This window comes from Pseudomonas cucumis (genome assembly GCF_030687935.1).
Classification (GTDB): domain Bacteria; phylum Pseudomonadota; class Gammaproteobacteria; order Pseudomonadales; family Pseudomonadaceae; genus Aquipseudomonas; species Aquipseudomonas cucumis.
In genome coordinates this window covers 2,072,935-2,089,788 of sequence record NZ_CP117454.1, presented here as the reverse complement: position 1 = coordinate 2,089,788, position 16,854 = coordinate 2,072,935, and the positions used below count along the sequence as shown (strand labels likewise).

Sequence of the window (16,854 nt, the reverse complement as noted above, 5' to 3'; positions counted from 1 at the left end):
CGGTCACTTGGCGGTTTTACAGTAAGCACACAACCTGATGAGGAGACAGGCCATGTCCTTGCAAAACAGCAGCGATGACAAGATTCCAGTGATCCGCACGCAGCCAGACCAGTCTCTGGGTTGCTCGATTATTGATAAGGATGGGCACGAAGTACCGATCACTGAAAACATGATCCAGGACGCTTGCCGCGAACTGGAGAAGCGATTGGTCAAGCCTGCCGAACAAGAGTGATGTAGCCACCGTCTTCTTGACCCGGCTCTTTTAGCCGGGTTTTTTATGGGTGCCTTTTGAAAGTGTTGCGCACGCTATCGCGGGCAAGTCGGATCGCCGCACCGCCGCTCCCACAGGATTACCGCGATTTCGAAATTGACGCATGACGTGTGGGAGCGTGGCTTGCCCGCGATAAGGCCAACGCGGTACTCAGACAGCCGAAGCACCCAACGCCGCCACAATCTGCTGCAATGCCGGCGAATCTCCCTCGAGCCGCACCTTCAACCCATCAATCTCCCGCCGTAGCGGGTAATGCTTGCGCAGCGCATCGAACGCCGCACGCTGCTCGCTCACGTTGCCTACAAGGCTGCGACGGAAATCCGCGTCGTCACGGCGCGGGTCGTACACGCCACGGCACAACATCGCCAGCGCCCAGGCCGGATCGCTGTCGGCGTTCAACGTCACGGCCGACAACCAAGGGGCTGGCAGCAAGTCGCTCAGGTGGACCTGTTCCGGTTGCCCGAGGAACTCGCAAAACGCCTGATAGATCTGCGCCGTCCCGCGCTGTTTGCCGTCCAGGCTGTAACCGGCAATGTGTGGCGTCGCCAGCACACACAACTCGGCCAGTGCCACATCGACCTCGGGCTCAGCCTCCCAGACATCCAGCACCGCTTGCAGGTCTTCACGCTGCAACAGCACCTGGCGCAGGGCGGCGTTGTCGATGACCGGGCCACGACTGGCGTTGATCAGCCAAGTGGCAGGCTTGAGCTGGTTCAAGCGGGTTTTATCGAACAGATGCCAGGTCGCCTGAGGGCCTTGTTTGTCCAGCGGGGTGTGCAGACTGATGACGTCGCATTGCTCGATGATCTGCTCAAGACTGACGTAATCGCCCCCTTCAGCGGCTTGCCGTGGTGGGTCGCAGACCAGCACGTTCCAGCCCAGACCTTGCAGAACCTTGACCAGCCGCCCACCCACTTCACCGGCGCCGACCACGCCGTAGGTGCGTTGAGTCAGGTCGGCACCTTCGATTTCGGCCAGGGTCAACAGGCTGCCCAGCACGTAATCGACCACACCCCGGGCATTGCAGCCTGGCGCGCTGGACCAGGTGATGCCGGCCTGTTGAAAGTAATCCAGATCCAGGTGATCGGTGCCGATGGTGCACGTGCCGACGAAGCGCACCTTGCTGCCTTCGAGCAATTCGCGGTTGACGTTGGTCACCGAGCGCACCAACAGCACATCGGCCTGCTCGACAGTGGCGCGATCAATGGCACGTCCCGGTACCCGGCGGATTTCACCGAAACCTGCGAAGAAGGCATCGAGCAGCGGGATATTTTCGTCGGCAACAATCAGCATGGCAGGCTCCTTTGGCGGACCGGCAGTTTAGGCGCAGATGACACTCTGCGCCTAGCACACATCTTCTGTGAGCTGCCGGGTTGAGGGATTACAAATCGGTAACACAGGATTTTTCCTGACCACTGCGTCAAGGCGTAGAATGCGCCGCCTGCGCATCAAAACCCTTTTGGACGTTTCGCCTTGAATTCCGTGACAGACCGCCCCACCGCTATTTCCCTCAACCGCCCGGCCCGGGTTCGCCTGGAGCTGAAAAACCTGCTCGGCCTTGCGTTGCCGATCATGATCGCGCAACTGGCGACCACCGCCATGGGCTTCGTCGATGCGGTGATGGCCGGTCGTGTCGGGCCTCGAGATCTGGCGGCCGTCGCGCTGGGCAACTCGATCTGGGTGCCGGTGTTTCTGCTGATGACCGGCACACTGCTGGCCACCACCCCGAAAGTCGCCCAGCGCTTCGGCGCCGGCACGCACAGCGAGATTGGCCCGATCGTGCGTCAGGCCTTGTGGCTGGCGCTGGTGGTGGGCTTGATGGCGACCGGCATGCTGTTCAGCGCCGAACCGATCCTGCACATCATGAAAGTCGATCCCGAGCTGATCGGCCCGTGCATGCAGTATCTGCACGGCATCGCCAGCGGCCTGCCTGCCGTCGCGTTCTATCACGTGCTGCGCTGCTTCAGTGATGGCCTGGGTCGCACCCGCCCGGCCATGGTCCTTGGCCTGTGTGGGTTGGCGCTGAATATTCCGCTCAATTACATCTTCATCTATGGCCACTTTGGTGTGCCGGCCATGGGCGGGGTCGGCTGCGGCTGGGCCACGGCGATTGTGATGTGGGTGATGGCGTTGGGCATGGCCGGCTGGGAGCGTTGGGCGCCGGCCTACCAGTCAAGCCAGCTGTTCAGCCGTTTCGACTGGCCACAGTGGTCAGTGATCAAACGCTTGCTGGGCATCGGCCTGCCAATCGGCATCGCGGTGTTCGCCGAGTCGAGCATCTTCGCCGTGATTGCCCTGCTGATCGGCAGCCTCGGCGCCACCGTGGTCGCCGGGCATCAGATCGCGCTGAACTTCAGCTCGCTGGTGTTCATGATCCCCTACTCCCTCGGCATGGCCGTGACCGTGCGAGTCGGCCAGGCTCTCGGTCGAGAGGAACCGCGCGAAGCCCGCTTCGCCGCCGGTGTCGGCATGGGCACCGCCCTGGCTTATGCGTGCCTGTCGGCGAGCCTGATGCTGTTGCTGCGTGAACCCATCGCTGCGATTTACACCGCCGACCCGACGGTGATTCAGGTGGCCGCGATGCTGATCGTGTATTCGGCGCTGTTCCAGTTTTCCGATGCGATACAGGTAACGGCGGCGGGTGCACTGCGCGGCTATCAGGACACGCGGGTGACGATGATCCTGACGCTGTTCGCGTACTGGGGGATTGGTCTGCCGGTGGGTTACGCCTTGGGCCTGACCGACTGGTTCGGCGCGCCGAGCGGCCCGAGCGGGCTGTGGCAGGGTTTGATCGTGGGCTTGAGTTGCGCGGCACTGATGCTGTCGATCCGCCTGACGCGAAGTGCACGCAAGCGGATCCGCATCAGTCGTTCGGCGGGTTAAGCGAGTTTTTTGCGGATCCAGTAGAGGTAGGTGCCTGCCTCTTCGTGCTGCGCGACCAGTTCGTGGTCGAGAAACACGCAAAACTTGGGGATGTCGCGACGGGTCGAGGGGTCGGTGGCGATCACCTTCAGCAGGCCGCCGGGCACCAGGTCTCGGATGTGCTGGTGCAGCATCATCACCGGTTCCGGGCAATTGAGGCCGGTGGCGTCGAGGGTGCCGTCTACCGGCGTATCGATCATTTCACTCATGATTTACTCCTGAAACTTGCCGGCATTGTCGCGCATTGCCGGGTGTCTAGTCACTGGCAGCTGATCGTTCCCACGCTCTGCGTGGGAAGGCATCCCGTGACGCTCTGCGTCACATCCAAAGGCGGAACGCGGAGCGTCCCCGGCGGCATTCCCACGCGGAGCGTGGGAATGATCGGTACACAAAGTCAGCGGGACTTGGGTTTCTTTACGTCAAGCCGGCGAAGGTGACAGGTCACTTCCTCACGGTCGTGATACAGCTGCTTGCAGCCGATCTCGACCCGAATGCCCCGCGCCTTGAACCCGTCGGCAATACGTTCCAGCAAGCGCTTCACTTCGGCATAACGCTGTTTCATCGGCAGCTTGAGGTTAACCACCGCTTCCCGGCAGTGCCCCTCGCCAATCCATGCTTCCAGCATTGCCGCGTTGCGCGCCGGTTTCTCGACGATGTCGCAAACCATCCAGTCCACCGGTTGCTTGGGTTTGAAGGTGAAACCGTCGGCCATCAAGTGCTGCACCAAACCGGTGTCCATCAGGCTTTCGGCCATCGGGCCATTGTCGATAGCGGTCACCAGCATGCCGCGGTTGACCAGTTGCCAGGTCCAGCCACCGGGTGCAGCGCCGAGGTCGACACCGGTCATGTCACTGTGCAGGCGCTCGTCCCACTGGTCGCGGGGGATGAAATGGTGCCAGGCTTCTTCCAGCTTGAGAGTCGAACGGCTCGGTGCTTCACGCGGGAATTTCAGGCGCGGAATGCCCATCGGCCACATCGCCGAATTGTTCGATTCCGCCAGGCCCATGAACACTTCACGGCCACTCTTGAAGGTCAGCAACAGCCGCGGCTTGTGGGCGTCGTCTACCAGTTTGCCGGCCGCCATCAGCGCCTTGCGCAGGTGGCCTTCGAATTTCTTGCAGAAGTTCGACAGCTCTTTGCCATCGTTGGTGTCGACCATTTCCAGCCACAGGCTGCCGCACAGCGGGAAGTCCGCCATGTGCGCGAGGATTACGCTGATGCGGTCGGTTTCCGGCAGATCGATGAAGATCCCGCGAGCCCACTGGCGAGGGAAGATCAGGTCAGCAAAACGCTGACCACGCATCAGGCGCTCGGCGCCGTCTTCTTCGGTGCAGATAAATTCGGCGCAGGCGCTGGCGGTCTTGGCCTTGGCATAACCGGCCACGTTCAGCCGCGCGGCGTGTTCGGAAATCTCGGAACAGACTTCGCTTTCGAAGCCCGGCCGGCAATGCATAAAGAGGGTGTTCATTCTTACTCCTGGGCAGTTGGCGAAGAATTCAGCCACTGCGCGATGCCCAGACTTGCGTTGAAGCAAAGCCTGTCACGAAAACCGGCGCATGATAGCCGAGTTCGGAACCTTGGACTTCTCCATAGAGTCCAGTAATTAGCCTTAAGCATCAAACAGGACTAGGTTTAAGCCTCAGTTCGTTCCCTCAATCCGTAGCCGTGCGGATTTAAAGGAGTCATTTCAATGCCGTCCCTAGATAGCCTGAAAACCCTTAAAACCTTACAAGTCGACGACAAGACTTATCACTATTTCAGCCTGCCCGAAGCCGCCAAAAGCCTGGGCGATCTCGACAAGCTGCCGATGTCGTTGAAAGTGTTGCTGGAAAACCTGCTGCGCTGGGAAGACGAGAAAACCGTTACCGGCGCCGACCTCAAGGCGATTGCCGCCTGGCTCAAGGAGCGTCGCTCCGATCGCGAAATCCAATACCGCCCCGCGCGGGTATTGATGCAGGACTTTACCGGCGTCCCGGCCGTGGTCGACCTGGCCGCCATGCGCGCCGCCATGGCCAAGGCCGGTGGCGACCCGCAGCGCATCAATCCCCTGTCGCCGGTGGACCTGGTGATCGACCACTCGGTAATGGTCGACAAGTACGCCAGCTCAAGCGCCTTCGAACAGAACGTCGATATTGAAATGCAGCGCAACCACGAACGTTATGCCTTCCTGCGCTGGGGCCAGAGCGCCTTCGCCAATTTCAGCGTGGTGCCACCGGGCACCGGCATCTGCCACCAGGTCAATCTTGAGTACTTGGGCCGTACGGTCTGGACCAAGGACGAGGACGGTCGCACGTATGCTTTCCCGGACACCTTGGTTGGCACCGACTCTCACACCACCATGATCAACGGCCTCGGCGTGCTCGGCTGGGGCGTGGGCGGGATCGAAGCGGAAGCGGCGATGCTCGGCCAACCGGTGTCGATGCTGATTCCCGAAGTGATCGGTTTCAAGCTCACCGGCAAGCTCAGGGAAGGCATCACCGCCACCGATCTGGTGCTGACGGTGACCCAGATGCTGCGCAAGAAAGGTGTGGTCGGCAAATTCGTCGAGTTCTACGGCGACGGCCTCGCCGACCTGCCGCTGGCTGACCGCGCGACCATCGCCAACATGGCCCCGGAATATGGCGCCACCTGCGGTTTCTTCCCGGTGGACGAGGTGACACTGGAGTACTTGCGCCTGTCCGGCCGTACACCGGAAACCGTGAAACTGGTGGAGGCCTACAGCAAGATCCAGGGGCTGTGGCGCCTGCCCGGCAAGGAGCCGGTGTTCACTGACAGCCTGGCCCTGGACATGGGCAGCGTCGAGGCCAGTCTCGCCGGACCGAAACGCCCACAGGACCGCGTCTCGTTGCCGAATGTCGCGCAAGCGTTCACTGACTTTCTCGGCCTGCAATTCAAACCCTCCAGCAAGGAAGAAAGTCGTCTGGAAAGTGAGGGTGGCGGTGGTGTCGCGGTGGGCAACGCCGATCTGGTCGGCGAAACGGACTACCATCACGAAGGCCGCACATATCGGCTGAAAAATGGCGCGGTGGTGATTGCCGCGATCACTTCCTGCACCAACACTTCCAACCCCAGCGTGATGATGGCGGCCGGGCTGGTGGCGAAAAAAGCCGTGGAGAAAGGCCTGAAGCGCAAACCGTGGGTCAAGAGTTCGCTGGCTCCCGGTTCGAAAGTGGTCACCGACTACTACAAGGCAGCGGGCCTGACCCACTACCTTGATGAACTCGGTTTTGCGCTAGTCGGTTATGGCTGCACCACCTGCATCGGTAACTCCGGGCCGTTGCCGGAGCCGATCGAAAAAGCCATTCAGCAAGCCGACCTGACCGTCGCCTCGGTGCTCTCGGGCAACCGCAACTTTGAAGGTCGCGTGCATCCGCTGGTGAAAACCAACTGGCTGGCCTCCCCGCCTCTGGTCGTCGCCTATGCATTGGCTGGCACGGTGCGCATCGACATCAGCAGCGAGTCATTGGGTAACGACAAGGACGGCCAGCCGGTTTATCTGCGAGACATTTGGCCGAGCACCAAAGAAATCGCCGACGCGGTGACTCAAGTGAACACCGCCATGTTCCACAAGGAGTACGCCGAAGTGTTCGCCGGCGACGAGCAGTGGCAAGCCATCGAAGTGCCGCAGGCAGCGACTTATGTCTGGAACAACGATTCGACGTATATCCAGCATCCGCCCTTCTTCGATGACATCGGCGGCCCTGCGCCGGTGGTCAAGGACGTCGAAGGGGCGAAAGTCCTCGCGCTGCTCGGTGACTCGGTGACTACCGACCACATTTCCCCGGCCGGCAACATCAAGGCTGACAGCCCTGCCGGCCGTTACCTGCGCGAGCAAGGGGTGGAACCTCGGGACTTCAATTCCTACGGCTCCCGTCGCGGCAACCATCAAGTGATGATGCGCGGCACCTTCGCCAACATCCGGATCCGCAACGAGATGCTCGGCGGCGAAGAAGGCGGCAACACGATTTATATTCCGACCGGAGAAAAGCTGCCGATCTACGACGCGGCCATGCTTTACCAGGCATCGGGCACGCCGCTGGTGGTGATCGCCGGGCAAGAATACGGCACCGGCTCGAGCCGCGACTGGGCGGCCAAGGGCACCAATCTGCTGGGGGTCAAAGCGGTCATCGCCGAAAGCTTCGAGCGGATTCACCGTTCCAACCTGGTGGGCATGGGCGTATTGCCGTTGCAGTTCAAGCTGGATCAGAACCGCAAGAGCCTGAACCTCACCGGCAAGGAGACCCTTGATATTCTTGGCCTCACTGGCGTCGAACTGACTCCGCGGATGAACCTGACACTGGTCATCACCCGTGAAGACAGCAGCAAGGAAAAGATTGAGGTGTTGTGCCGGATCGATACCCTCAACGAGGTGGAATACTTCAAGGCCGGCGGGATTTTGCATTATGTGTTGAGGCAATTGATTGCCTCGTAACAGCCTGCTGACAACGACACCGCCTTCGGGCGGTGTTTTTGTTTGTGTCCTGCACCGAACAAAAATACCCTGCGCGCCACCGATCCACTGTGGGATCGCCGCACCGCCGCTCCCACAAGGGACCGTGTCACACTGTAGAAATTACCGACACAAGGACTTCACATGCTTGCTCTGCCATGGACTTATCTGGCGCTCCTCTCCATGGGCTATGGCCTGGCGTTGATCTACGGCCAGCTCGGCTGGCTGGCCGCGATCTCTTTCGCGTTGCTGCTGTTCGCCGGTTTCGCCGTTCGCCAACAACAGATTCCCATCGGCCGCTACCTCGGCCACGGCTTGTTCATCTTCCTGGCGGTAGCGCTGGCGATGCACTGGCTTCCCGGTTTCTATAACGGTCGTGCCATCAATCCCCAGCGCTTCACCGACGATGCCGTGCCGTTTGCCATGTACCTGAATCAGGACAAACCGCTGATCGGGTTCTGGCTGTTGTTGGTTTGCCCCTGGATTGTCGGCCGGCGCTCATTGCGACTGTCCGTTTATGCCACCGCCCTCGCCCTGGCCATAAGCGCCGTACTGGCCTTGGGTGGCGCGCTGTTGCTGGGCGTGATCAGTTGGGCACCGAAGTGGCCGGATCAGGCCTGGTTGTGGGTGCTGAACAATCTGTTGCTGGTGACGTTGGTGGAAGAAGCGTTGTTTCGCGGCTACATCCAGGGTGGCCTGAGCCGACAGTTCAAACACCTGCCTTATGGCGAAAATCTCGCGTTGTTGCTCGCCTCCATGCTGTTCGGCCTCGTTCATCTGGGCGCTGGCTGGCAATGGATGTTGCTGGCGGGCCTGGCGGGGGTCGGTTATGGCCTGGCCTATCGTTTTGGCGGGTTGGGCGCAGCCATCGCCACCCACTTTGGTTTGAATCTGCTGCATTTCGGCTTGTTCACGTATCCGATGCTCGCGGGATGATGACGCAGCAGTCGTTTTGCGACGCGTTACTGATTTATTGAAAAAAAACTTCAATAAATGCCTGACGATGCCGATACCCCTTCAAAGCCTTGCGGATTGAAAAAGCCATGCGTAACAACCAGCCCATTACACAACGCGAACGGACCTTCCCGGCTCAGCAACGGTTGATTTCCACCACCGATGCCAAGGGCGTGATCACCTACTGCAACGACGCTTTCGTTGAAATCAGCGGGTTTACTCGTGAGGAACTGATCCGTGCACCGCATAACCTGGTCCGTCACCCCGACGTCCCGGCTGCGGTGTTCGCGCACATGTGGGGCACACTGAAACAAGGCTTGCCATGGATGGGCATTGTCAAGAATCGCTGCAAAACCGGTGACCACTACTGGGTTAACGCCTATGTCACACCGGTGTTCGACGGCAATCAGGTGATCGGTTACGAATCGGTGCGGGTCAAACCCACCGCCGAACAGATCCGCCGCGCCGAAGCGCTCTACCAACGCATCAACCAGGGCAAGTCCGCGGTTCCCTCTACAGACAAATGGCTACCGGTGCTTCAAGACTGGCTGCCGTTCATTCTGGTCAGCCAGTTGAGTTTCATGATCGGCGCCACCCTGACGTCCCAATGGGGCTTCGCCCTCGCGGCCGGCCTTTCGGTGCCGTTGGGCTTGATGGGTTTGAGCTGGCAACAGCGCGGTATCAAGCGTTTGCTGCGCCTGGCCGAACAGACCACGTCCGACCCGCTGATCGCGCAGATGTACACCGACAGCCGCGGCGCCCAGGCACGCCTGGAGATGTCGATCCTCAGTCAGGAAGCCCGTCTGAAAACCTGCCTGACCCGTCTGCAGGACACCGCCGAGCATCTGACCGAGCAAGCGAAACAGTCCGACACCTTGGCCCACAACAGCTCCACCGGCCTGGAACGTCAACGCGTCGAAACCGAGCAAGTGGCAACCGCTGTGAATCAGATGGCCGCCACCACTCAGGAAGTCGCCAGCCACGTGCAGCGCACTGCTGACGCCACTCAGGAAGCCAATCGCCTGACCGGTCGCGGTCGCGACATCGCCGGGGAAACCCGCGAAGCCATTCAGCGTCTGTCGGTGGTGGTCGGTGAAACCGGCCTGACGGTCACGCAACTGGCCAAGGACAGCGACGAAATCGGCGGCGTGGTCGACGTGATCAAAGGCATCGCTGACCAGACCAACCTGCTGGCCTTGAACGCCGCGATTGAAGCAGCGCGCGCCGGTGAGATGGGCCGTGGTTTTGCGGTGGTGGCCGACGAAGTGCGTCAACTGGCGCAACGCACCAGCGAATCCACCGGGCAGATTCACGCCCTGATCGCCAAGCTGCAGCAAACCGCCAGCACCGCGGTGCAAACCATGGAAGCCGGGCATCGCCAGGCCGAAGAGGGCGTGGCGCGGGTCTTGGAAGCGGATCAGGCGCTGGCGGGCATCAGCGAAGCGGTGGCCAACATCACCGACATGACCACCCAGATCGCTGCCGCCACGGAAGAGCAAAGCGCCGTCGCCGAAGAAATCAGCCGCAACATCAGCAACATCTCGCAACTGGCTGACCAGACCTCGGAACAGGCACAGCACTCGGCGCTGTTGAGCGAAGAACTGACCAAGACGGCGAATACCCAGTATTCGTTGGTGGAGCGGTTTAACCGCTGATTATTGCGTCCCTCCTGATCATTCCCACGCTCCGCGTGGGAACGATCACTGACCTAGAAACGTAGCCACCCTGCCTGCCGCAGCCGCCAAATGCTGCTCATGGGTAAACCCCGAAGCCTTCAACGGCTTCAAATCATGATCCCCTGCCGCCAGCCAGAACACCTCGATACTCGGCGCCATCGTGTAAGCCTCGACCGCCGCCCGATTACCCAACGCATCCCGCTCACCCTGCACGATCAACGTGCGAGTCTTCAGCGCCGCCAAATGTTCGACCCGTGGCTTCTCCGGTTTGCCCACCGCATAAAACGGATATCCCAGGCACACCAGCGCATCCGCGCCCAATTCATCAGCCAACAAACTCGCCATCCGCCCGCCCATGGACTTGCCGCCAATGGCCAGGCGCCCAGCGACATGGCGTCGCACCACGGCATACACCTCACGCCAGCATTCCTGCAATTTGGGCGCCGGGTTCGGGGGACGTTTACTGCCATCGATACGCCGCTGCGCCATGTAGGGGAACTCGAAACGCAACACGTTGACCCCAAGCGCAGCAAGACGCGCAGCCATGTCGTTCATCCAGCCGCTGTCCATCGGCGCGCCGGCACCGTGGGCGAGAATCAGCGTCACAGGCGTTGCCGACGGTGCCGAAGCAGCGGCATTCCACAACCATCCATGATCCCGCACACAATGCGCCCATTGATCCCCGTCAATACTGGCCTTGTGCTCTTTGTCCATGCTTGCCTCGCTTTTAGTCTGCCTATAACTCCAGGCGAAGGGAGCGTCTGCCTTGCGGCTTACTCGCAAAGACAGGCCCTCACTTCGGCTGAACCGTGGATGGGGAACCATGAACACTTCTATCAGTACCGCCTACAACTACAAGGTGGTCCGCCAATTCGCCATTATGACGGTGGTGTGGGGCATCGTCGGCATGGGGCTCGGGGTTTTTCTCGCCGCCCAATTGGTCTGGCCTGAACTCAACTTCAACCTGCCGTGGACCAGCTTCGGCCGTCTGCGCCCGCTGCATACTAACGCGGTGATCTTCGCTTTCGGCGGTTGCGCCCTGTTCGCCAGTTCGTTCTACTCGGTACAACGCACCTGCCAGACCCGCCTGTTTGCGCCAAAAATCGCCGCGTTCTGCTTCTGGGGCTGGCAGCTTGTGATTCTCTTGGCAGCCATCAGCCTGCCACTGGGTTACACCAGCTCCAAGGAATACGCCGAACTGGAATGGCCGATCGACATCCTGATCACCATCGTCTGGGTGGCCTATGCCGTCGTGTTCTTCGGCACAATCATGCAGCGCAAGACCAAACACATCTATGTCGGTAACTGGTTCTTCGGTGGATTCATCATCACCGTGGCGATCCTGCACATCGTCAACAACCTTGAGCTGCCGGTGAGTTTCACCAAGTCCTACTCGGTGTACGCCGGTGCGACCGATGCCATGGTGCAGTGGTGGTATGGACACAACGCCGTAGGCTTTTTCCTCACCGCCGGTTTCCTCGGGATGATGTACTACTTCGTGCCGAAACAGGCCGAGCGTCCGGTGTATTCCTATCGCTTGTCGATCGTGCACTTCTGGGCGCTGATCACCCTGTACATCTGGGCCGGTCCTCACCACTTGCACTACACCGCGCTGCCGGACTGGGCACAGTCGCTGGGCATGGTGATGTCACTGATCCTGCTGGCGCCAAGCTGGGGCGGGATGATCAACGGCATGATGACGCTCTCGGGCGCCTGGCATAAGTTGCGCAGCGACCCGATCCTGCGCTTCCTCGTGGTGTCTCTGGCGTTCTACGGCATGTCGACCTTCGAAGGGCCGATGATGGCGATCAAGACGGTCAACGCCCTCTCTCACTACACCGACTGGACCATTGGCCACGTTCACGCCGGCGCGCTCGGCTGGGTGGCGATGATTTCCATCGGGGCGCTGTACCACATGATTCCGAAAATCTTCGGCCGCACGCAGATGCACAGCATCGGCCTGATCAACGCGCACTTCTGGCTCGCGACCATCGGCACCGTGCTGTACATCGCGTCCATGTGGGTCAACGGCATCGCCCAGGGCCTGATGTGGCGCGCGGTCAACGAAGACGGCACGCTGACCTACTCCTTCGTCGAAACCCTGGTGGCCAGCCATCCTGGCTTCGTCGTGCGACTGGTGGGCGGTGCGATCTTCCTCAGTGGCATGTTCCTGATGGCTTACAACACCTGGCGCACCGTGCGGGCCTCGCAGCCTGCCGAAGCCGCCGCTGCCGCGCAGATAGCCTGAGGAGTCCGCCATGAAACACGAAACAATCGAAAAAAACGTCGGCCTGCTGATGTTGCTGATGGTGTTCGCCGTGAGCATCGGCGGCCTGACCCAGATCGTCCCGCTGTTTTTTCAGGACGTGACCAATAAACCGGTAGAAGGCATGAAGCCCTACACCGCACTGCAACTGGAAGGTCGCGACATTTACATCCGCGAAGGCTGTGTCGGTTGCCACTCGCAGATGATCCGCCCGTTCCGCGCCGAAACCGAGCGCTATGGCCACTACTCGGTGGCCGGGGAAAGCGTTTGGGACCACCCGTTCCTTTGGGGCTCCAAGCGTACCGGTCCGGATCTGGCCCGAGTCGGCGGTCGCTACTCCGAAGACTGGCACCGCGCGCACTTGTACAACCCGCGCAACGTGGTGCCGGAGTCGAAGATGCCGGCCTACCCGTGGCTGGTCACACAAGCGGTCGACAACAGCCACACCGAAACCAAGCTCAAGACCATGCGCACCCTCGGCGTGCCGTACACCGACGACGACATCGCCGGTAGCGTCGCCTCGCTTCAGGGCAAAACCGAAATGGACGCGCTGGTCGCCTACCTGCAAGTGCTCGGCACTGCCATCAAGAGCAAGAGGTGAGCCATGTCCATGCCCTTTGAAATACTAAGCGAAATGAGCAGTGGAATGATCCGCGGACTGGGCACGGTCGTGGTATTCGTGGCCTTCGTCGGCCTGACGCTGTGGGTGTTCAACAGCAAGCGTAATCCGGAATTCGCCGAAGCGCGCTTGCTGCCGTTCGCCGATGAGCCGCCATCCGAAAACAGCACCCAACAAGAATCCGCCGCAAGGAGTACCCGGCCATGACCACCTTCTGGAGTACGTGGATCTGCGTACTGACCATCGGCAGCCTGATCGGCCTGACCTGGCTGCTGATCGGTACGCGCCGAGGGGAAACCAAGGGCAGCACCGACCAGACCATGGGCCACAGCTTCGACGGCATCGAGGAGTACGACAACCCGCTGCCGCAGTGGTGGTTCATGCTGTTCGCCGCCACCTTGGTGTTTGCCGTCGGTTATCTGGTGCTTTACCCGGGCCTGGGCAACTGGAAAGGCCTATTGCCCGGCTATGAGGACGGCTGGACCGGCGTCCATGAATGGGAAAAGGAGATGAACAAGGCTGACGCGAAGTTCGGACCGATCTTCGCCAAATTTGCTGCCATGCCCATCGAAGAAGTGGCCAAGGACCCGCTAGCGCTGAAAATGGGCGGTCGTCTGTTTGCGTCCAATTGCTCGGTGTGCCACGGCTCGGATGCCAAGGGCGCGTTCGGCTTCCCTAACCTGGCCGACAGCAACTGGCGTTGGGGCGGCGATGCCGACATGATCAAAACAACCATCATGGGTGGTCGCATGGCCGCGATGCCGGCCTGGGGTGAAATCCTCGGCGACGCCGGCGTGAAGAACGTCGCCGCCTATGTGCGTCATGAATTGGCCGGCCTGCCCTTGCCCGCCGACAGCACAGCCGATCTGCACGCCGGACAGCAAGCGTTCAGCACCACCTGCGTAGCCTGTCATGGGGCAAACGGCCAGGGCACTGAAGCCATGGGGGCGCCGAATCTGACGCAACCAGCCGGATTTATCTACGGTACAAGCCTGGCGCAACTGCAACAAACCATCCGTCATGGCCGCCAGGGCCATATGCCGGCGCAGAACGAACTGCTCGGCAACGACAAGGTGCAATTGCTGGCCGCTTACGTGTACAGCCTCTCTCACGGGCTGAGCACCGAGCGTTTACAGGCTGAAGGCAAAGGCAAATAAATCTCGTCCGCTCTGCTGCCGCATTCACCCGGATGCGGCAGTTCCCTGTCCCTTTGCGACGCATTGTCGCACCCTCCCTTGGTCTTCCTTTCGGTTCACCGGATTCGGGTCTAAGCTTCCCAGCGATGCGGACTGGCCAGCGCCGGTTCCAGGTCGATTCAACCCGATGTGTTCGACGAATTTGCTCGATGACAGGCCGCAAAGGCTGGTAGACACCGGCTATCGTCCCCGTTGCCCTCTGTTACCCGATCGTCGTGTTTGAACATACCCCGTTACAACTGACCTGAACCCCTTGCCTCGTTCATTCGTCGCGACATTTTGCCCGAGGGCAATTTTGTCCTTACGCGGCGCATGGAAAGGCCGCAGAATCAGCTTTTGAAAGCATTGACCCACGTCATGGCGCGTTGCAATGACCCCCCGCTTTCTACATACTTGCGGCCGATTTTTACTCCTAATAAAACACCCAAACCGTGGAACCTTAGAATGAGCACAGCAATCAGTCCGACTGCTTATAACTATAAGGTAGTCCGCCAGTTCGCCATCATGACGGTGGTCTGGGGGATCCTTGGCATGGGGCTCGGTGTCTTCATCGCCTCGCAACTGGTCTGGCCGGAGTTGAACTTCGGTCTGGCATGGACGAGCTTTGGACGCCTGCGCCCGCTGCACACCAACCTGGTGATTTTCGCCTTCGGTGGTTGTGCTCTGTTTGCCACTTCCTATTACGTCGTGCAGCGAACCTGCCAAACGCGACTGATTTCCGACAGCCTCGCGGCCTTCACCTTCTGGGGTTGGCAAGCGGTGATCGTCGGCGCGATCGTGACCTTGCCGATGGGTTTCACCACCACCAAGGAATACGCGGAACTGGAATGGCCCCTGGCTATTCTGCTGGCCATTGTCTGGGTCACCTACGGTCTGGTGTTCTTCGGCACCATCGTCAAGCGCAAGACCAAGCACATCTATGTGGGTAACTGGTTCTACGGTGCCTTCATCGTCGTGACCGCGATGCTGCACATCGTCAACCACGCCTCTCTGCCGGTCAGTTTCTTCAAGTCCTACTCGGCTTATTCGGGTGCGACTGACGCGATGATCCAGTGGTGGTACGGCCACAACGCGGTCGGTTTCTTCCTGACCACCGGCTTCCTGGGGATGATGTACTACTTCGTTCCGAAGCAGGCCGAGCGTCCGATCTACTCTTATCGTCTGTCGATCGTGCACTTCTGGGCGCTGATCACCCTGTACATCTGGGCCGGTCCTCACCACTTGCACTACACCGCACTGCCAGACTGGGCTCAGTCCCTGGGCATGGCGATGTCGATCATCCTGCTGGCTCCGAGCTGGGGCGGCATGATCAACGGCATGATGACCCTGTCGGGCGCCTGGCATAAGCTGCGCACCGACCCGATCCTGCGCTTCCTCGTGGTATCGCTGGCGTTCTACGGCATGTCGACCTTCGAAGGCCCGATGATGGCCATCAAGACCGTCAACTCGCTGTCGCACTACACCGACTGGACCATCGGCCACGTACACGCCGGCGCTCTTGGCTGGGTAGCGATGATTTCGATCGGCGCGATCTACCACATGATCCCGAAACTGTTCGGTCGTACGCAGATGCACAGCATCGGCCTGATCAACACGCACTTCTGGCTCGCGACCATCGGTACCGTTCTGTACATCGCATCGATGTGGGTCAACGGCATCACCCAGGGCCTGATGTGGCGTGCAATCAACGACGACGGCACCCTCACCTACTCGTTCGTCGAAGCGCTGCAAGCCAGCCACCCTGGTTTCATCGTTCGCGCCCTGGGCGGTGCGTTCTTCGCCAGCGGCATGCTGTTCATGGCCTACAACGTATGGCGTACCGTACGTGCCTCGAACCCGGCTGAAGCCAAAGCTGCTGAACAGATTGCTGTAGTTGGAGCTCACTGATGAAGCATGAAGCAGTCGAGAAGAATATTGGCCTGCTGGCCTTCTTCATGGTTATCGCCGTCAGCGTCGGCGGCCTGACTCAAATCGTTCCGCTGTTTTTCCAGGACGTCACCAACAAGCCGGTCGAAGGCATGAAGCCTCGCACCGCCCTTGAACTGGAAGGACGCGACATCTACATCGCCAACGGTTGTGTCGGCTGCCACTCGCAGATGATCCGCCCGTTCCGTGCTGAAACCGAACGTTATGGCCACTACTCGGTAGCCGGTGAAAGCGTCTGGGACCACCCGTTCCTGTGGGGTTCCAAGCGTACCGGTCCGGACCTGGCCCGTGTCGGCGGTCGTTACTCCGATGACTGGCAGCGTGCGCACTTGTACAACCCGCGCAACGTAGTGCCTGAGTCGAAAATGCCGGCGTACCCGTTCCTCGTGGAAAACAAGCTCGACGGCAAAGACACCGCCAAGAAAATGGAAGTCTTGCGCACGCTCGGCGTCCCTTACACCGACGAAGACATCGCCGGCGCCAAGGATGCTGTGAAGGGCAAAACCGAAATGGACGCGCTGGTGGCCTATCTGCAAGGCCTGGGCACCATCATCAAAAGCAAACGGTGATTTAG

15 protein-coding genes are annotated in these 16,854 nt (G+C 60.3%); 11 read left to right on the top strand and 4 right to left on the bottom strand.

The genetic code is table 11. The features are described from left to right. The first annotated feature begins 52 nt into the window (after positions 1–52). The gene (locus PSH97_RS09520; protein WP_007907798.1) at positions 53–232 is read left to right on the top strand and encodes a PA1571 family protein; all 180 of its coding nucleotides are present in this window, start codon (positions 53–55) and stop codon (positions 230–232) included. Between the two features lie 189 nt (positions 233–421). Here the strand turns inward: PSH97_RS09520 and pdxB are convergent, their stop codons facing one another. After that, positions 422–1,564, bottom strand: coding sequence for a 4-phosphoerythronate dehydrogenase PdxB (gene pdxB, locus PSH97_RS09515; protein WP_305448968.1), 1,143 nt, complete (start codon positions 1,562–1,564; stop codon positions 422–424). Between the two features lie 180 nt (positions 1,565–1,744). Between pdxB and PSH97_RS09510 the strand changes: the two genes are divergently transcribed. Then, positions 1,745–3,154, top strand: coding sequence for an MATE family efflux transporter (locus tag PSH97_RS09510; protein WP_305448967.1), 1,410 nt, complete (start codon positions 1,745–1,747; stop codon positions 3,152–3,154). On the opposite strand, the gene tusA is transcribed toward PSH97_RS09510, so the two are convergent. Both tusA and rlmM read right to left on the bottom strand, forming a co-directional pair. Continuing rightward, positions 3,151–3,402, bottom strand: coding sequence for a sulfurtransferase TusA (gene tusA, locus PSH97_RS09505; protein WP_007907805.1), 252 nt, complete (start codon positions 3,400–3,402; stop codon positions 3,151–3,153). The two genes, PSH97_RS09510 and tusA, sit on opposite strands and share 4 nt — an antisense overlap. 185 nt (positions 3,403–3,587) lie before the next feature. Beyond that, positions 3,588–4,661: a 23S rRNA (cytidine(2498)-2'-O)-methyltransferase RlmM gene (gene rlmM, locus PSH97_RS09500; protein ID WP_305448966.1), complete on the bottom strand. Its 1,074-nt coding sequence runs from the start codon at positions 4,659–4,661 to the stop codon at positions 3,588–3,590. Between the two features lie 222 nt (positions 4,662–4,883). Here rlmM and acnA point away from each other — a divergent pair, with 222 nt between their 5' ends. From acnA to PSH97_RS09485, 3 genes are all read left to right on the top strand, one after another. Then, positions 4,884–7,625 (top strand): aconitate hydratase AcnA, encoded by a 2,742-nt coding sequence (gene acnA / locus PSH97_RS09495; RefSeq protein ID WP_305448965.1) that lies wholly within the window; start codon positions 4,884–4,886, stop codon positions 7,623–7,625. A 162-nt stretch (positions 7,626–7,787) separates the two neighbouring features. Beyond that, positions 7,788–8,579 (top strand): CPBP family intramembrane glutamic endopeptidase, encoded by a 792-nt coding sequence (locus PSH97_RS09490; RefSeq protein ID WP_305448964.1) that lies wholly within the window; start codon positions 7,788–7,790, stop codon positions 8,577–8,579. Between the two features lie 107 nt (positions 8,580–8,686). Continuing rightward, a complete protein-coding gene (locus tag PSH97_RS09485; RefSeq protein WP_305448963.1) occupies positions 8,687–10,252 on the top strand; it encodes a methyl-accepting chemotaxis protein in 1,566 nt (521 codons plus the stop codon). A 45-nt stretch (positions 10,253–10,297) separates the two neighbouring features. Here PSH97_RS09485 and PSH97_RS09480 read toward each other — a convergent pair whose 3' ends face one another. Then, the gene (locus PSH97_RS09480) at positions 10,298–10,987 is read right to left on the bottom strand and encodes an alpha/beta family hydrolase (protein WP_305448962.1); all 690 of its coding nucleotides are present in this window, start codon (positions 10,985–10,987) and stop codon (positions 10,298–10,300) included. Positions 10,988–11,096: 109 nt separating this feature from the next. Here PSH97_RS09480 and ccoN (PSH97_RS09475) point away from each other — a divergent pair, with 109 nt between their 5' ends. The 6 genes from ccoN (PSH97_RS09475) (at position 11,097) to ccoO (PSH97_RS09450) (ending at position 16,849) form a co-directional block, all read left to right on the top strand. Then, positions 11,097–12,521 (top strand): cytochrome-c oxidase, cbb3-type subunit I, encoded by a 1,425-nt coding sequence (gene ccoN / locus PSH97_RS09475; RefSeq protein WP_305448961.1) that lies wholly within the window; start codon positions 11,097–11,099, stop codon positions 12,519–12,521. Positions 12,522–12,531: 10 nt separating this feature from the next. Continuing rightward, positions 12,532–13,140 carry a cytochrome-c oxidase, cbb3-type subunit II gene (gene ccoO, locus PSH97_RS09470; RefSeq protein WP_305448960.1) on the top strand — a complete coding sequence of 203 codons (609 nt, stop codon included), beginning with the start codon at positions 12,532–12,534 and terminating at the stop codon, positions 13,138–13,140. A gap of 21 nt (positions 13,141–13,161) precedes the next feature. Continuing rightward, on the top strand, positions 13,162–13,365 hold the full coding sequence (locus tag PSH97_RS09465; RefSeq protein ID WP_305449769.1) for a cbb3-type cytochrome oxidase subunit 3: 204 nt from the start codon (positions 13,162–13,164) through the stop codon (positions 13,363–13,365). Further along, complete coding sequence (gene ccoP / locus PSH97_RS09460; protein WP_305448959.1) at positions 13,362–14,315, top strand: cytochrome-c oxidase, cbb3-type subunit III; 954 nt, start codon at positions 13,362–13,364, stop codon at positions 14,313–14,315. The genes PSH97_RS09465 and ccoP overlap by 4 nt, the downstream gene beginning before the upstream one ends. Before the next feature lie 483 nt (positions 14,316–14,798). Next, the gene (gene ccoN, locus PSH97_RS09455) at positions 14,799–16,241 is read left to right on the top strand and encodes a cytochrome-c oxidase, cbb3-type subunit I (RefSeq protein ID WP_007905436.1); all 1,443 of its coding nucleotides are present in this window, start codon (positions 14,799–14,801) and stop codon (positions 16,239–16,241) included. Beyond that, the gene (ccoO, locus tag PSH97_RS09450) at positions 16,241–16,849 is read left to right on the top strand and encodes a cytochrome-c oxidase, cbb3-type subunit II (protein ID WP_010456412.1); all 609 of its coding nucleotides are present in this window, start codon (positions 16,241–16,243) and stop codon (positions 16,847–16,849) included. The genes ccoN (PSH97_RS09455) and ccoO (PSH97_RS09450) overlap by 1 nt, the downstream gene beginning before the upstream one ends. Positions 16,850–16,854: the final 5 nt, after the last annotated feature.

What these genes read in the sequence shown, in the direction of transcription:
- PSH97_RS09520 (WP_007907798.1), top strand. Translation starts at nt 53, where the DNA reads ATGTCCTTGCAAAACAGCAGCGATGACAAGATTCCAGTGATCCGCACG.
- pdxB (WP_305448968.1), bottom strand. Translation starts at nt 1,564, where the DNA reads ATGCTGATTGTTGCCGACGAAAATATCCCGCTGCTCGATGCCTTCTTC.
- tusA (WP_007907805.1), bottom strand. Translation starts at nt 3,402, where the DNA reads ATGAGTGAAATGATCGATACGCCGGTAGACGGCACCCTCGACGCCACC.
- rlmM (WP_305448966.1), bottom strand. Translation starts at nt 4,661, where the DNA reads ATGAACACCCTCTTTATGCATTGCCGGCCGGGCTTCGAAAGCGAAGTC.
- acnA (WP_305448965.1), top strand. Translation starts at nt 4,884, where the DNA reads ATGCCGTCCCTAGATAGCCTGAAAACCCTTAAAACCTTACAAGTCGAC.
- PSH97_RS09490 (WP_305448964.1), top strand. Translation starts at nt 7,788, where the DNA reads ATGCTTGCTCTGCCATGGACTTATCTGGCGCTCCTCTCCATGGGCTAT.
- PSH97_RS09485 (WP_305448963.1), top strand. Translation starts at nt 8,687, where the DNA reads ATGCGTAACAACCAGCCCATTACACAACGCGAACGGACCTTCCCGGCT.
- PSH97_RS09480 (WP_305448962.1), bottom strand. Translation starts at nt 10,987, where the DNA reads ATGGACAAAGAGCACAAGGCCAGTATTGACGGGGATCAATGGGCGCAT.
- ccoN (WP_305448961.1), top strand. Translation starts at nt 11,097, where the DNA reads ATGAACACTTCTATCAGTACCGCCTACAACTACAAGGTGGTCCGCCAA.
- ccoO (WP_305448960.1), top strand. Translation starts at nt 12,532, where the DNA reads ATGAAACACGAAACAATCGAAAAAAACGTCGGCCTGCTGATGTTGCTG.
- ccoP (WP_305448959.1), top strand. Translation starts at nt 13,362, where the DNA reads ATGACCACCTTCTGGAGTACGTGGATCTGCGTACTGACCATCGGCAGC.
- ccoN (WP_007905436.1), top strand. Translation starts at nt 14,799, where the DNA reads ATGAGCACAGCAATCAGTCCGACTGCTTATAACTATAAGGTAGTCCGC.
- ccoO (WP_010456412.1), top strand. Translation starts at nt 16,241, where the DNA reads ATGAAGCATGAAGCAGTCGAGAAGAATATTGGCCTGCTGGCCTTCTTC.